The following is a 14347-nucleotide window of genomic DNA, read 5'->3' as shown; positions in this document are numbered from 1 at the left end:
GTAGATCTTACGGTTTCTAACGAACGGACACTATTGTCAGGAAAGGTGACGTCTACCTATGTAACCTGGAGTGCTTGCTATCTTAGATCATTCATTTTCAACACACTATCGCTTCCGGAGAAATTACCATGACACCTGCTCAAGTCGAAGGTCTATGGGTTTGTTTTAGCTTTTCCATGGCCATGATCGTGCTGACGCCCGTTTTGCTTTGGGTATTGCCCAATCGTCAACAAACCGCATAGCCAGCGGTCTTAACTCTGGTCAGGGTATGTTTTGGTAACGTAGACCCGTTACCATGGGCTAGTGTGCTCGCTGTTTTATGGCGAGTTTTAATGCGATCGCAAACCTACCCTGATTCTTGTAATGGCTTTTCGTGCAACCCTTATCGCATTCATCATTATGTGTTTTGGGCTGATTGCCTCTCCAGCCCATGCCATGACGCCGTTAGGAGTCTCCAACCTGGCCTACGATGAATGCCCCGCAGAATACGCGGAAGGTATCGTAGCTGCCGGCAGCCTTGGCAAAGCCACCTGTTATCTGATCACAGGAACGCTCTCCAACGAGTCTGGCAAACCCATCCTCAATGCCGATATTTTTGGCCGCATTTACGACAAAAACAACAACCCCGTCATGCAAAACCGTGGTCGCTTGGGGGGCGTAGACTATGTTCCTCCCGGTAAAAGCGACTTCGAAATTCGCGTATCGGTAGCCTCCAACCAGTCCCCACCGCTAAAGCTGAAAAACTTCAAAGCCTCTGGCTTTGTGGGCAAAGTCCGTCGCCAAGGCCGAATAGAATAACGAACATCAAAACATCCCAAAACGAAGGGCGGACTGCAAAAGCAGTCCGCCCTTCGTTCTTAACGCTATCTAGCAAAGCAGGCGTATCGCGCTCCTAGAAACCGGAATAGGCCATGTAGCCGCCAGCGCCCAGGGCGAAAGTAGCCTGAACTAAGGCGCTACGAACAAACTGAAGCACAATAAATGCCAAGATCGCAGAGAAGTCAATTCCACCCAAGGGAGGAATCACCGACCGAAACAAATTTAGATAGGGGTCAGTAATCTGACTTAGGGCAGACAGAACAGGATTACCCCAATCCAAGTTTGGCAGCCAAGTCAGTAGCACTCTGATCAAGAGCAACGCCAGGTAAATACTAATAAACTGCGCTAGAGCTGCAAAAATGACTTGCATAGGTATCCTACCTTCCAGAAAAATAGAGCAATAACTCTTGGGTTTGCTGTTTAGTTTAACCGATGATTTCTTTAACCCCAAGAAGTCCTTGGGATACAAGCAAATCTTAATCCAGTTGTAAGCGACCAAACCCGGCATCAGCCAGTGTTGAAAGCCGAAAAGGCCATGGCCTCCTCAGCCCCCATGCCCTCAACGGAGTAGCCGATTTATCTACACACAGCTACACCATTACGAATCTGTCGTGGACGCTTCATACTCAGTCGCTCGGCCATTGCCATTGGTACTGCCCAACTGCTGGCGCACGTCTTCAATGGCGGCATTGAGCTCAGAGATTTTATCTTCCAAACCACGGCGAGCCACTTCCATGCGCTCGTCGTTACTCATATTGGCTAAATTTTGGCGCAGATCTTCCGACAGCTGCCCAAAACTAGCATTCGACTCTTCCCGAGGCACCCGATTGGCCGCCAGCACCCCGGCGACGCCGCCCACCAGACCACCTAAAAGGGCTCCCAGAAAAAATCCACCCGTAAAATTATTCGACTGACTCATGATGTGTGGTGATTAGTTAGTACCAAATGTGCGATCCCCAGCGTCCCCTAAGCCTGGAACAATAAAGCCATTTTTATCTAAACCTTCGTCGATGATGCCAGCATAAATCACCAGCTGTGGATACGCTTCAGCAAGTTTTTGTAACGCCGGTGGGGCCGTAACCACAGAAACAATTCTGACTAAGGACGGGTCCACTCCGCGTTTTACCAACTCTGCCATTGTGGCCATAATTGTACCGCCCGTCGCTAGCATTGGCTCACTAATCAACACCCGCGTGGCCGGATCAATCTGCTCAGGCAGCTTATTCAGATAGCACTCAGCCTCTAAGGTCTCTTCGTTTCGAGCAAATCCGAGGTGATATACCGCAGCCGTAGGTAAAGCCGCCTGCACACCTTCCATCAGGGCCAGCCCCGCTCGCAAAATTGGTACCACCATCACCGGCCTTTCAGGATTAATAAATGTTGCCGGACAGGGGGCCAACGGGGTTTGAACCGTGGTTTCTACCACCGGTAGCCAATCGTTACGAATCGCTTCGTAGGTTAACCAGCGACCAATTTCCGTCATGGCACTGCGAAATACAGCCGAGGGGGTATTTACATCCCGTAATACACCAAGCCAGTGCTTAATTAATGGATGGGGGGGCACATGGATCCGCAGCTGAATTGCCATGGGAAGGGTTGATAAGAACTGTAGGATGGGCAGAAATCTGACCAATCATACGTCTTCGACAGCTAAGCGGTCCAGTCGGTGAGCACGACCCACCGGGAAATGGGCTCTCGCCACCCTTGCTATCGACTGCGCAGCAAATGCTTCACTGTTTCCACCATCTCCGACGGACGAAACGGCTTGGCAATATAGGCATCGGCCCCTTGCTTCATGCCCCAATAGCGATCAAAGTCTTCGTTTTTAGATGAACAAATCACCACCGGCACATCCTTAGTAGAGTTATTGCCCTTCACCCACCGACAGAGCTCATAACCATTCATATTGGGCATGACAATATCGAGTACCACCAAATCGGGAGGTGTCGATGAGATCATATCCTTAGCTTTTTCGCCATCTTCAGCTTCTAAAACGGTCATCCCTGCTTTGATCAGGAGACCAGAGATCATCTCTCGCAGGGTTGAACTGTCGTCCACAATCAAAACCGTGGTCATAGTCAGGGAAGTAGGTAGGATTCCTTAAGTGTTAGTGAGCCCAGAGTACGGGCTAAATTAAAAGTAACCAGCTAATAATACGAAGTCAGTTGGTTTACAAGCAATAATTTTGACGACAATCGCGATGAACCCATCTGCCAACCAGCTCCATTAAAGGCGGATGTAAGCTGCATTAAGTATACGAAAAAGGCAACATCTCATTGCTACAGGACAGCCTATTGTTCCCCCAGTTCGGCCAACAAATTCAACAGCGGCTTAGGTTGCAGCTTATCTTTAAACCACACCACGTTGGCTGAGACATTTTTCACATCCACACCGGCCTTTGCCAGGTTAAGACGTTCTGAAATTGCCAAAATTAGGTTCGGGCAGTCCGCTTTTTGTACCTGGGCAAATTTTTTGCGCAAATACTCAGGCCGCCAATATCCTACTATTTCCAGCAAATAAACTCGACCGTCGGGATGCACGAAGCGAAAATCGGGAATCATCACACTGCCTGGAATGGGAATTAAATCGACTTCCCGCTCTAGCTGCCACTGGGTTTTGCCTTTGGCGACTAAGCTTTCCCACCGTTCGGCAAAGGCGGCTTCGAGCATGCTGTCGTAGGGTTTACCCGGGGGATAGTGGCTGACCAAATCACAGTCCGAGTCGAGGGTGTAGGCTTTTTCTGAACGATTTTTGGTGTAGCTATCTTTCCATTGCAGGGTGGCGCTCAGGTGCCAGCGGCTGACGTGCAAAATGGCGGGCACCAGTTTGGCAATGTCCAGCCCGTAGCGGGTACTGGATTTGAACAGGCTGGCGGGGCCGTCGATGGTGATGGTAAATCCCTGGTCGGCTTCCCCTTCGATGTAGGTCATCAGCCGAAATAGCTTGAGGTAGCGAAACATTAGCTTGTATTCACCGGGGTCGTTGCGGTGGAGGTTTAGCACCACGTGGCTAGCCCGGTAAAAGATGCCCTGCACCTGGGAGAGGTTATAGCGATGGAGCAGGGCCTCGGGGGTGGGGGCCTCAAACTGGGTGAGGATACGGTTTTCTTTGAGATCGGCGTACAGCCCCTGTTGGATATGGATGGGCTCTACATCTTTGTCGAGTTCTTGGGTCAGCTGGGTGGCCAGGGTTTCTAGGTGCTGGCGGGCAGCGGTGGGGGAGGGCACCGCCGCCGCCGCCAGGGCAAACACTCGCTGGCGGAGATCCTGGGGGTCTAGGGGGCTAACAATTTCAAAGGTGCTAAAGCTGCTGCGCAGAATATGTGCCAGGCCGCGTTTAATCCGATAGTCGGTGTCTTCCCCTTCTAGGGTTTGGAGTTTTTGGTTGAGGCTGCCCTGGGTATCGCCGACGGTGGCTTGGAATAGGGAGATGAGGTTGCTTGAGATCGCAAGCCAGGGATCTGCCACCGGCAGTTGTTTCGCATCGATGGAACCTCCCCGGGGGCGATGGATCAGTAAATCAGAAGGAAGCATCTTCTTCGCAAGAAGGCAGCACCTTCCCAAGATAGACGCTATATAGTTAATTAGGCGCTGCTGATCCCTAGGATGATTTTATTCGTCATATCTGGGCAACTTAGCGATCGCGCTCCGCAATCAGCAGCGGCAGACTTTTTTATCAAGCATTTTTCCACCGATTCTTGATCCAGACAGAAACCCTAGACCTATTAGAATGGCCCCGACTTTGCCAACAGTGGGCCACCTTTGCTGCCACCAAGCTCGGAGCCATGGCCGCTCGCCATGGCCGCATTCCTGAGCACCAGTCAGAAAGTGAACGCCTGCTGGCCCAAACCCGCGAAGCCTATGTGCTCGAAGACAAAAGCCCGCTCAATTTTCGAGGGGTGCAAGATATTGGCGACAGCCTAGAACGGGCCAAACTGCAAAGCATTTTGTCAGGGGACGACCTGCTCAACATTGCCACCACCCTGGCCGGGGCCCGGCAGCTACGCCGGGCAGTTGATGCCCAGGAAGAGGACGATTTTCCAGTGCTGCAGTCTTTGGTGGCGGAACTGCGCACCCACCCAGACCTAGAAAAGGAAATTCACCACTGCATTGACGACCGGGGCAAGGTGACCGACCGGGCCAACCCCAAGCTGGCGGGCATTCGCAAAAGCCTAAAAACCACCCACGACAATCTCCAGGCAAAGCTGCAGCGCATTATGCAGCGCAACGGCGGGGCCCTGCAAGAAGCCCTGATAACCCAGCGGGCGGGGCGGTTTGTGATTCCGGTAAAAGCGCCCCAAAAGGACTCCATTCCCGGCATTGTCCACGATGTGTCCACCAGCGGCGCCACCTTATATATCGAACCCCAGAGCGTGGTGGAATTTGGCAATCGGCTGCGGCAGCTAGAGCGCCAGGAAATGCGAGAAGAGGAGCTGGTGCGGCAAAAATTAAGCGCCAGCGTGGCCGCAGTTAGCGACGACCTCGAACAGCTAATGGCCATCGTCACCACCCTGGATTTGGCCACGGCTCGGGCCCGCTATTCCCTCTGGCTAGAGGCCAACCCGCCCCGCTTTAGTAGCCCCGAAGAACGCACGGTACTGCGCCAGCTGCGCCACCCGATTTTGGTGTGGCAGCAGCGCCATGAAGAGGGCAACGCAGTGGTGCCCGTAGACATCAATATGCGGCCCGACATTCGGGTGGTGGCCATCACGGGGCCAAACACCGGGGGCAAAACCGTCACCCTCAAAACCCTGGGTTTGGCGGCGCTAATGGCCAAGGTGGGGCTGTTTGTCCCGGCGCGAGAACCGGTGGAACTACCCTGGTTTGACCAGATTTTGGCGGACATCGGCGATGAACAATCCATCGAGCAGAGCCTGTCCACCTTTTCGGGGCACATTCGCCGCATCGGTCGGATTTTGGAGGCCATTGGGGCGGAGGATGCAGCGGTTGAAACTGGCCAGGCATTGGCGCCCGGCGAAGTGGGCCGTGTCCACCCTACGGATAATTCGTTGGTGCTGTTGGATGAGGTGGGTGCGGGGACGGATCCATCGGAGGGCAGTGCCCTTGCGATCGCGCTGCTGCAACACCTGGCCAACCACACCCGCCTAACGGTGGCCACCACACACTTCGGCGAACTCAAAGCCCTCAAATACCAGGACGAGCGCTTCGAAAATGCCTCGGTCGAATTTGACGACGTTAGCCTCTCCCCCACCTACCGACTGCTGTGGGGCATTCCCGGTCGCTCCAACGCCCTCAGCATTGCCCGACGGCTGGGCCTAAACCCAACGGTGATTGACGTGGCCCAGGGCTACGTGGGGGTCAGCAAACAAGAAGACGTTAACCAGGTAATTGCCGGCCTTGAAGCCCAGCGCAAACGCCAGGAAAATAAAGCCGCCGAGGCCGCCGACATCGTCGCCCAGGCAGAGGCCCTCAAGGCCGACATCGAACGGAAAGCCGCCGCCATTAAAGACTGGGAGCTCAACCAAAAGCTAGAACAGGAAAAAGCAATCCAAGCCGCCGTGGCGGAGGCCAAAACCGAAATCGCCGCCGTAATTCGCCGGCTGCAACAGGGAAATACCACCGCCCAAGCCGCCCAGCGAGCCACCGCCATCGTGGAAGACATCGCCCAGGACAAGGTGCTGCCCAAGGGTAAACATCCGGCCAAAAAAGCCGTCACCGACTACAAACCCAAGCTAGGGGAAAAAGTGCGGCTAATCGGCCTGGGGGGGCAAACCGCAGAAGTCGTTGGTGCCCCCGATGCCGATGGCAAAGTGGCCGTTCGCTTTGGCCTAATGAAAACCGTGGTGGATCTAAGGGATATTGAATCCCTAACGGGACAAAAGGCCGCCACCAAAGCGCCAGCGGAAAAACCGCCGGAAAAACGTCGCACCCAAAAGGCCAAAGTCGCCAAAAAAGAACCCGCCGCCCCGGCGGTGCGCACCTCCAAAAACACCATTGACCTACGGGGTATGCGCGTGGCCGAGGCCGAGGCCGACCTGGAAAACTTTATCGCCCAATCCACCGGACCCATCTGGATTATTCACGGCCACGGCACCGGCAAGCTCAAGCGCGGGGTGCGGGAGTTTCTCAAACGCCATCCCCAGGTCAGCAGTTTTGAAAATGCAGAACAGGCCGACGGAGGAACGGGGGTAACGGTGGCTCAGGTTTAAGAAATCGTACCCCCGGCCCTAGCGGCCAAGGCCAGGCGGTATGCTAGCTGTGGAATTTACAGCTACCGCAAAATTACACCTCAATGACCCTGCCAACGGTTGACCAACAGATAGATAGCACCCGCAAGGCCCTGTGGCTCGCCGCCATTAAACCGCCCATGTACAGCGTGGCCATTATTCCCATTTTGGTGGGGAGCCTGCTGGCCTATGGGGAAACGGGGGTGTTAAATGGTCGCATTCTGGCCATTTTTCTGCTGTCGGCGGTGCTGCTGTTGATGTGGGAAAACCTGAGCAACGACGTTTACGATGCGGACACGGGCATCGACAAAAATAAGCACCATTCCCTGGTGAACCTCACCCAAAACCAGTCCCTGATCTTTTGGCTCGGCAACCTCAGCCTCGGTCTGGGGGTTGCCGGAGTGCTGTCCATCACCCTGATCCAGCAAGACTTTACGGTGCTGGGGCTAATTTTGATCTGTTGTGCCCTGGGCTATATCTACCAGGGTCCCCCCTTTCGCCTCGGCTATCAGGGCCTGGGGGAACCCCTTTGTTTTCTTAGCTTCACCCTGGGGGTGGCCGCCGCCTACTATGCCCAGGCCCAGACCTTTTCCCTAGGCTGCTGGGGCCTGGGGGCCATGGTTGGCATGGCCACCACCCTGGTGTTGTTTTGCTCCCACTTTCACCAGGTCAAGGATGATGTGGCCGCCGGCAAGTGTTCCCCCATTGTGCGCATCGGCACCCTAGGCGGGGCCAAACTGCTGCCCTATCTGTGCGGCAGTATTTTTGTCATTCTTCTGGGGGGGTTAGCCACGGGTATTTTTTCCCCTAGCCTGGCGTTGGTACTGGCCAGTGCGCCCTTTGCGGTGCAACTTTGTCGCCATGTAATGCGATATCACGATCAGCCCCAGTTGGTACAAAATGCTAAGTTCGTGGCCATTCGTTTCCAATTTTGTTGTGGAATACTCATATGCTTAGCGCTATTGCTGTCCGCTGGCCTACAGTCGATTTAGCATGACCGATGGAAGGACACAGGTGGCATTGCTATAATCCCTTAGCTAATATCAGTTGAATATTCGCCCATCAGGGTGCCCCTGGGCTTCGGTATGATTGATTGCCCACCGACTACTCAAGCATCTCTCTCAGATAGGCAGGTCTTAGCCTTTCTCTTCCTCCAGCATTCGAGTTTTACCCCATGGCCTATCGGTTTGAGTTTCGCCCTTACCAACGTCGGTTTCGACAGCCAGTACGCACTCACCATGGCGAATGGCAGGTAAGACAGGGGCTGATTCTTAAGCTCACGGACGAAAACGGCCACAGCGGCTATGGCGAGGTGGCACCGCTGCCCTGGTTTGGCTCTGAAACCTTTGACCAGGCCCTGGCGTTTTGTCAACAGCTACCGTCCCAGCTATCGGATCAGGCGGTGCCCTCCCTTTTGCCCACCTTACCGGCCTGCCAGTTTGGCCTAGAGTCCGTATTTGCCAACCTAGAACGCAGGCTCAGCCCCATTGATCTGCCCAATGCCCAATGTGGTGTGCTGCTGCCCCGGGGGCAAGAGGCATTAGATAACTGGCAACAGTTCTGGAAAAAGGGCCACCGAATTTTTAAGTGCAAAATTGGGGTGGATTCTGTAGCCGCGGAAATGGATTGGCTAGAGCAGCTCCTGGGGCAGTTGCCCTTTGGCGCTAAGCTGCGGCTAGATGCCAACGGTGGCTTGAATGAACTCGCGGCCAGGCAGTGGCTAGACTGGTGCGATCGCAACGGCCAGCGCATCGAGTTTCTAGAACAGCCCCTGCCCCCCAACGCCTTTGACACATTAATGCGGCTGAGCTACCGCTATCGCACCCCCATTGCCCTAGACGAATCCATCGCCAGCCTAGAGCAGCTCAAGGCCCATTTCCACCGAGGCTGGGACGGCATCTATGTGATCAAAGCATCCATCATGGGCTCCCCCCACCGGCTGCAGCATTTTTACCACAAGTACCCCATCGACGTGGTGATTTCCTCCGTCTTCGAAACCGCCGTGGGGCGTCAGGCCCTGATTCGTCTGGCCATTGACCTGGCCATGGTCTATCCCGACATTCCCCACCGCGCCCTGGGCCTCGGCACCCAGCAGTGGTTTCCCAACGATGGCCTCAGCCAAACCGACTGGCCACAGCTATGGCAGCAGCTAGACTAGCCCACGGGCAAGAACCCAGCGATTTCTCAGCTGCGGGGCAATCTCCCCACGAAATCTGGGGCACCCTCACCGCCCCCTGGTGCAGCCAGGTCCAGGCCATTCCCCCCAACTCCGTCATTCTGATCAACGAACCCCAGCCCGAGGCATTCCTGGCCCATTTATGGAGTGGCTTACTGGCCAATGCCGCCATTATTTTGGCCAACCCCAGCTGGCAACAGCAAGAATGGCAACAGGTTGCCCCCCAGATTTCGCCAGACATTGTGCTAGGCCAAGGGCCCCCGGTAAAGCTTGCGGCCCACAATCCACGGCCGCAGCCCGGACAAATTTTAATCGCCACCGGCGGCAGCTCTGGCCACATCAAATTTGTGGTCCACACCTGGGCCACCCTCAGCGCCGCCGCCCAGGGCTTTTTAGACCATTTTGGCCTCACCCGCGTCAACAGCTACTGTGTGCTGCCACTGCACCACGTCAGCGGTTTGATGCAGGCCCTACGGGTGTGGCTCTGCGGCGGTCGGCTGATGATTCAGCCCTTCAAACAATTAGCAGCCGGAACGCGGCTGGTCGCCCCAGACAAAAGCTGGTTTATTTCCCTGGTACCCACCCAGCTCCAGCGGCTGCTCAATGCCGATGCGGGCCATTGGCTGCAGCAGTTTCACGGGGTTTTGCTAGGGGGTGCCCCCGCTTGGCCCCACCTGCTGGCCCAGGCAAAGACATTACCCATTGCCCTCACCTATGGCATGAGCGAAACCGCCGCCCAGGTGGCCACCCTGCCGCCCCAGGATTTTTACCAAGGGGTGCGCAGCAATGGCCCCCCACTTCCCCACGTACAACTGGCCATCCATGGTTTAGACACCCCGGAGGTCCAACCGGCGGGGACCGTGGGGCGCATTGCCCTCCGCACACCGTCCCTGGGTCTGGGCTACTGGCCCCATAACCCCATAGCCATTGAAAACCAATGGTTCTACCCAGACGACCTGGGCTATTTAGATACCCAGGGGCATCTCCATGTGGTGGGCCGCAACAGCCAAAAAATTATTACCGGTGGCGAAAATGTTTTCCCAGCTGAAGTAGAAGCGGCGCTGCTGGCCACGGGGCTGGTCACCGATGTGTGGGTGGGCGGCCTGGCCGATCAGCTGTGGGGCCAGGCAGTGGCAGTGGTTTATGTGTCTAAGTCTGGGCCACAGCCCGCCACCCCCAAAGCCCTCAAAATAGCCCTAAAACCGCTGCTAAGTGGCTACAAACATCCAAAGTATTGGCACTCGGTGGACCGTATCCCGCGCAACCCCCAGGGCAAGGTCAATCGGCAACAGATGGTGGCTTTGCTGCACGAATCCACTGCTGCAGTTGATCGTCCAGGGCGTGGCGCTGGCGGCTAGCGCTGTCTATGCACACGTGGCGGGTGAGGGCAGTGGCTACGGTTTTCTGGTCCCCATTGCTGAGGGTGTAGCGAATTTCAAAGGTGCTCCCATCTATGGGTTGTGGTGCGAGGGCGATCGCAACCTCATCGCCACAGTGCAAGGGGCGACGAAAATCCACCTCCCCATGGACCACCGGCACCGCCAACGAACCCCCACCAAAAAACCGGCGCAGGTCGATGCCCGTCGCCCCCAACGCCGCTTCGTAGGCTTCGTGGCAGAGGGTCAACACATTGGCAAAGTACACCACCCCAGCCCCATCCGTTTCATGGAAACGAATGGTCCGGCGATAGGAGTATATATGGGCCATTGCGGGTCCCCGGCAAAAGTTCAAAACGACTGATTACCAGTGTATTGGACCGGTTGCGTCACTGACCTTCGAACTCCTAAACCTATTGTGCATTAGGCTGGGCAGGACGGAAGTTGGGCGCATCCTTCACCAAGGTTTCAGTCTTCACGGCCTTGGGTAGTGCCGCTTTGGCGGGAGTTGCCTGGGCCTTGGGGATAATATTGAGCGCCGCTAGGGGGTTACCGCTAGACCGCTCATTCAAATTAGCCAGGGCGTAGCTCAGCACTTCGTTGGGGCTGACCGCGACCCAACCCTGACCCGTTAGCTGGTGTAGCTCAAAGTGCAGGTGGGGGCCGGTGGAGTTGCCGGTGGAACCCACCAGACCAATCACATCGCCCTGCTCTACCCATTCACCGGGCTGGACTAAAATGTGAGACATGTGGGCATAGCGGCTTTCCAGCGTATTTTCACTGTGGCGCAGCACCACCGTCAGACCATAGCCGCCGAGATTATCGGCAATGGCCACCTGACCAGACTTTGTGGCCAGAATCGGCGTGCCCATGGGAGCCCCCAGGTCAGTACCACCGTGGAAACGATAGTCGTTGTGGATGGGGTGCCAGCGCCAGCCAAACAGGGACGTAATCGGTGAAGCCGATGCTAAAGGAAAGACAAAGGACTCGCCCGCCTGTAAATCTACCAGCGGTTTTGCCACTGTGTTGTAGTATTCACGGCTAGCCACCGTTGCCACACTGCCGGTAAAGCGAATGCCAGACCGACTAATGCTAACGGGGCCGATGTTAATGCTGCCGCCGGCACGGTTCACACCGGGAATCAGACTTTTAGGCGCATCTTCCTCAGATTCATTCTGGGCAATTGGCCCACAGGCATGGCCCAGGCTATTGGAATCCACCGTATATTCGCAACCGGTGGAACGCTCTGAAATAAATACCTCAGGCCCGGCTTCATCGCCTTCCACGGCAGGGGTGGAGCCGACGGCATAGTCGGTGGGATCCACAAATACCCCACCAAAGTCAGCGGCGAGGGCCTCAGCCGTTGGAATGGCGCTCGGGACGACATCACTGGGGCGCACAATATCTACTGTCGGGGCCTCAGCGGCAGGAACCACATCAATAGGTACGGGGGTTTCTGCCAGCTCGCCTTCCGCTGAAAACGTCTCTTCCAGCGGAGTTTCTAAAAATACTGCTTCCGGCGCGATTTCAGGCAACGTTTCCACGGGCGTTGCTTCCCACTGCTCAGCACCGCCAATGGGTGTGACAACTTCCACCTGGGACGTAATTGCCTCTACCTGGGGCAGTGCCGCAGGCGTATTGGAAAAAGCAGGCCCTCCAGCCTCGGGGGCCATGATGACGGGGGGCGCAATTGGCTCAGCTTCTACGCTGGGTGGCACCACCGGCAAAGCTACCTCAGGGGCGGTATCGGCCACAGAGGATAGAGCGGCGACATCGCCAGCGGTCGCGGAGTCCATCTGAGCCAGTAATGGCTGTCCACCGATGACGGCCACTGACCCCATCAAGCCTATTTTTTTCCACAGCTGTCCATTTTGCCTATGGGAAATAATGACCCTAGTAGTAGGCTTACGGGAAACATCACGGGACTTATGGGGTTTAGGAGAAGCCGAGGATGAGGGGCAATAGTCAGCCATAGGAGGATTAATAGAAAGTTGGAGTGACGAGCTAGTTAAATAGTGAGAAATTTAAAATAAAGGAAGACACAATAAGAGTTCAGACCAAGTAATCTGCGGCTAACGCGATGATTAATCACAGTTGATATCTGACTCAAACTGAGAATACCCAAGAGACAACTCACCTGATTTGATATAGACCAATTGCTCAACTGGCCCATCGATCAACGCTGAATCCTGTGACGAAGAATTTAGAATTAAGTGTCCCAATTCTGTAACGCCGGTTATTTTCCAGGTCTTCCCTTCCAGAACTACAGGCCGATTCATATGGGTCAGTAGACTTTGATAAACATCTGTAAAAGTTTCGTTATCTGTGTGGTTTCTGTAAAAAATGCCACGCCAAATACCCATCAACACAGCGGCAGCGACCTGACAAAGCGTGTCGGCAGCGTCCTGAGACTCAGAGTTTATAAGGGTTTTCCAGTTGATACCGGTGGTGGGTACTGAGTTGTAGACATTGATACCTACCCCAATAACCGTTCGGGTAATAACTTCATGATCCAGTTTGCTTTCACTCAAAATGCCCCCCAGCTTTCGACCTGTAACAACAATGTCGTTGGGCCACTTGATTTGGGCGGATACCCCAAGGTGCTGAAACTGGCTGGCAATGCCCCAGGCACTGGCCATGGTCAGTTGCCCGGCGCGTTGGGCGGGCCAGTCTGGTTCTAACATTAGCGATAGATAAATGCCGCCCGGTTGGGACATCCATTGTTTGCCCCGCTGGCCTTTGCCTGCGGTTTGGGTACGCGCGATCGCAACCGTCCCTGAGCGTGCATCCGCCATTTGCCACAGCGTTTCGTTGGTGGATGCCACCTGGTCGTATATATGGAGATCAAACCGAGGCCGCAGCGACGTTAGAAATGGCGGATTGTCTGGCACGGATAATGACGCCAGTGCCCGATAAATGCCCGCTCGATTAAACCCATCCAATGGCAGTGGTTCTGCCACAATCTTTTCCCCGATTTCAGCTAGGCATCGATCTTACCAATGGCTTGCTATCCTAGGGCTGATTAAATTGCACTGATTATGACTGACCTGCCCCCCCTTACCGAAGCCACCGTTTGGGCCATCCTCAACGAAGAACTCGAAGACGATATTGTCAATCAACTGGTGTGGCACTACCTGGGCTATCGCTACGATGGTGCCACCCAGCAGTGGGATGCCTCTAATGTAATAGAGGCTATACAAGAAAAGTATCCTGAGCCGCCCAACTTTATTGAAAGTCGTCCGGCCACCGTAAAGCTGACCCGATCCATTCCAAAAGAGAATAAGCAGCTACTGAAAAACCATCTGGGGTTTAAGGGCTACAGCATTGACCAGCTAGTGCCCCGGCTAACGCGACGGGCCACCATGGCCAACTGGTTGTTGAGCCACATGCAGATGCAGGGGTTGCTAAAAGACAATTCCGTATAGGGTATGTCGTGAATTCATTATGGATATAAAAAACGTTACGGCTGAACTCGCGGCCCATGCCGACGGTTCTTTTCTTGATATCGTGCCATTTAACGGTAGCCATGTTGGTGCCTGCAGCATCACAGGGGTATCTCCTGTGTGGGAAATGCACCCGGACACGGACGAATGGTTTTACATTATTGAAGGAGAGTTTGAAATCACACTCTTGGCTGGAGAAACACCACAACAGTTTGTTGCCAAGGCGGGTTCCACATTTGTTGTACCCAAGGGCATCTGGCACAAGCCCGGTGCGCCCCAAGGGGCCAAGTTTATGTATTTCACCCCTGGGCAGACCCTGCACTCGGACGATCCGCTCAGTTCCTAA

The 14347-nt window shown here is 55.0% G+C and carries 15 protein-coding genes; 7 read left to right on the top strand and 8 right to left on the bottom strand.

Annotated elements, in window-relative coordinates; genetic code table 11:
- Nucleotides 1-363: 363 nt before the first annotated feature.
- The gene (locus IXB28_RS06885) at nucleotides 364-798 is read left to right on the top strand and encodes a hypothetical protein (RefSeq protein ID WP_215617785.1); all 435 of its coding nucleotides are present in this window, start codon (nucleotides 364-366) and stop codon (nucleotides 796-798) included.
- Nucleotides 799-892: 94 nt separating this feature from the next.
- Here the strand turns inward: IXB28_RS06885 and IXB28_RS06880 are convergent, their stop codons facing one another.
- From IXB28_RS06880 to IXB28_RS06860, 5 genes are all read right to left on the bottom strand, one after another.
- Nucleotides 893-1189: a YggT family protein gene (locus tag IXB28_RS06880; protein WP_215617784.1), complete on the bottom strand. Its 297-nt coding sequence runs from the start codon at nucleotides 1187-1189 to the stop codon at nucleotides 893-895.
- A 228-nt stretch (nucleotides 1190-1417) separates the two neighbouring features.
- A complete protein-coding gene (locus IXB28_RS06875; RefSeq protein ID WP_215617783.1) occupies nucleotides 1418-1738 on the bottom strand; it encodes a gas vesicle protein in 321 nt (106 codons plus the stop codon).
- Nucleotides 1739-1750: 12 nt separating this feature from the next.
- Nucleotides 1751-2407, bottom strand: a complete 657-nt coding sequence (gene upp / locus IXB28_RS06870) for a uracil phosphoribosyltransferase (RefSeq protein WP_215617782.1) — start codon at nucleotides 2405-2407, stop codon at nucleotides 1751-1753.
- A gap of 119 nt (nucleotides 2408-2526) precedes the next feature.
- Entirely contained in the window at nucleotides 2527-2895 is a 369-nt protein-coding gene (locus IXB28_RS06865; protein WP_215617781.1) for a response regulator transcription factor, read from the bottom strand.
- 215 nt (nucleotides 2896-3110) lie between these two features.
- Nucleotides 3111-4352: a DUF790 family protein gene (locus IXB28_RS06860; RefSeq protein WP_215617780.1), complete on the bottom strand. Its 1242-nt coding sequence runs from the start codon at nucleotides 4350-4352 to the stop codon at nucleotides 3111-3113.
- A 164-nt stretch (nucleotides 4353-4516) separates the two neighbouring features.
- On the opposite strand from IXB28_RS06860, the gene IXB28_RS06855 reads away from it, so the two are divergent.
- From IXB28_RS06855 to IXB28_RS06840, 4 genes are all read left to right on the top strand, one after another.
- Nucleotides 4517-6988: an endonuclease MutS2 gene (locus tag IXB28_RS06855; RefSeq protein WP_215617779.1), complete on the top strand. Its 2472-nt coding sequence runs from the start codon at nucleotides 4517-4519 to the stop codon at nucleotides 6986-6988.
- Between the two features lie 83 nt (nucleotides 6989-7071).
- Nucleotides 7072-7998, top strand: coding sequence for a 2-carboxy-1,4-naphthoquinone phytyltransferase (menA, locus tag IXB28_RS06850; RefSeq protein WP_215617778.1), 927 nt, complete (start codon nucleotides 7072-7074; stop codon nucleotides 7996-7998).
- A 182-nt stretch (nucleotides 7999-8180) separates the two neighbouring features.
- Nucleotides 8181-9164, top strand: coding sequence for an o-succinylbenzoate synthase (locus tag IXB28_RS06845; protein ID WP_215617777.1), 984 nt, complete (start codon nucleotides 8181-8183; stop codon nucleotides 9162-9164).
- Nucleotides 9146-10540, top strand: coding sequence for an AMP-binding protein (locus tag IXB28_RS06840; protein WP_215617776.1), 1395 nt, complete (start codon nucleotides 9146-9148; stop codon nucleotides 10538-10540). Before IXB28_RS06845 ends, IXB28_RS06840 begins: the two co-directional genes overlap by 19 nt.
- Here the strand turns inward: IXB28_RS06840 and IXB28_RS06835 are convergent.
- The 3 genes from IXB28_RS06835 to IXB28_RS06825 all read right to left on the bottom strand — a co-directional run bounded on the left by IXB28_RS06835 (nucleotide 10461) and on the right by IXB28_RS06825 (nucleotide 13518).
- Nucleotides 10461-10889: an acyl-CoA thioesterase gene (locus IXB28_RS06835; RefSeq protein ID WP_215617775.1), complete on the bottom strand. Its 429-nt coding sequence runs from the start codon at nucleotides 10887-10889 to the stop codon at nucleotides 10461-10463. The two genes, IXB28_RS06840 and IXB28_RS06835, sit on opposite strands and share 80 nt — an antisense overlap.
- 82 nt (nucleotides 10890-10971) lie before the next feature.
- Nucleotides 10972-12531, bottom strand: coding sequence for a M23 family metallopeptidase (locus IXB28_RS06830; protein WP_246559643.1), 1560 nt, complete (start codon nucleotides 12529-12531; stop codon nucleotides 10972-10974).
- 111 nt (nucleotides 12532-12642) lie between these two features.
- On the bottom strand, nucleotides 12643-13518 hold the full coding sequence (locus IXB28_RS06825; protein WP_215617774.1) for a biotin--[acetyl-CoA-carboxylase] ligase: 876 nt from the start codon (nucleotides 13516-13518) through the stop codon (nucleotides 12643-12645).
- Nucleotides 13519-13596: 78 nt separating this feature from the next.
- On the opposite strand from IXB28_RS06825, the gene IXB28_RS06820 reads away from it, so the two are divergent.
- Complete coding sequence (locus tag IXB28_RS06820) at nucleotides 13597-13983, top strand: DUF1823 family protein (RefSeq protein ID WP_215617773.1); 387 nt, start codon at nucleotides 13597-13599, stop codon at nucleotides 13981-13983.
- Nucleotides 13984-14002: 19 nt separating this feature from the next.
- Nucleotides 14003-14347, top strand: coding sequence for a cupin domain-containing protein (locus tag IXB28_RS06815; protein ID WP_215617772.1), 345 nt, complete (start codon nucleotides 14003-14005; stop codon nucleotides 14345-14347).

The sequence above is a fragment of the Leptothoe kymatousa TAU-MAC 1615 genome (assembly GCF_018739865.1).
GTDB classification, from domain to species: domain Bacteria; phylum Cyanobacteriota; class Cyanobacteriia; order Phormidesmidales; family Phormidesmidaceae; genus Leptothoe; species Leptothoe kymatousa.
The sequence above is the reverse complement of the archived record's forward strand: the minus strand, read 5'-3'. Positions and strand labels throughout refer to the sequence as shown.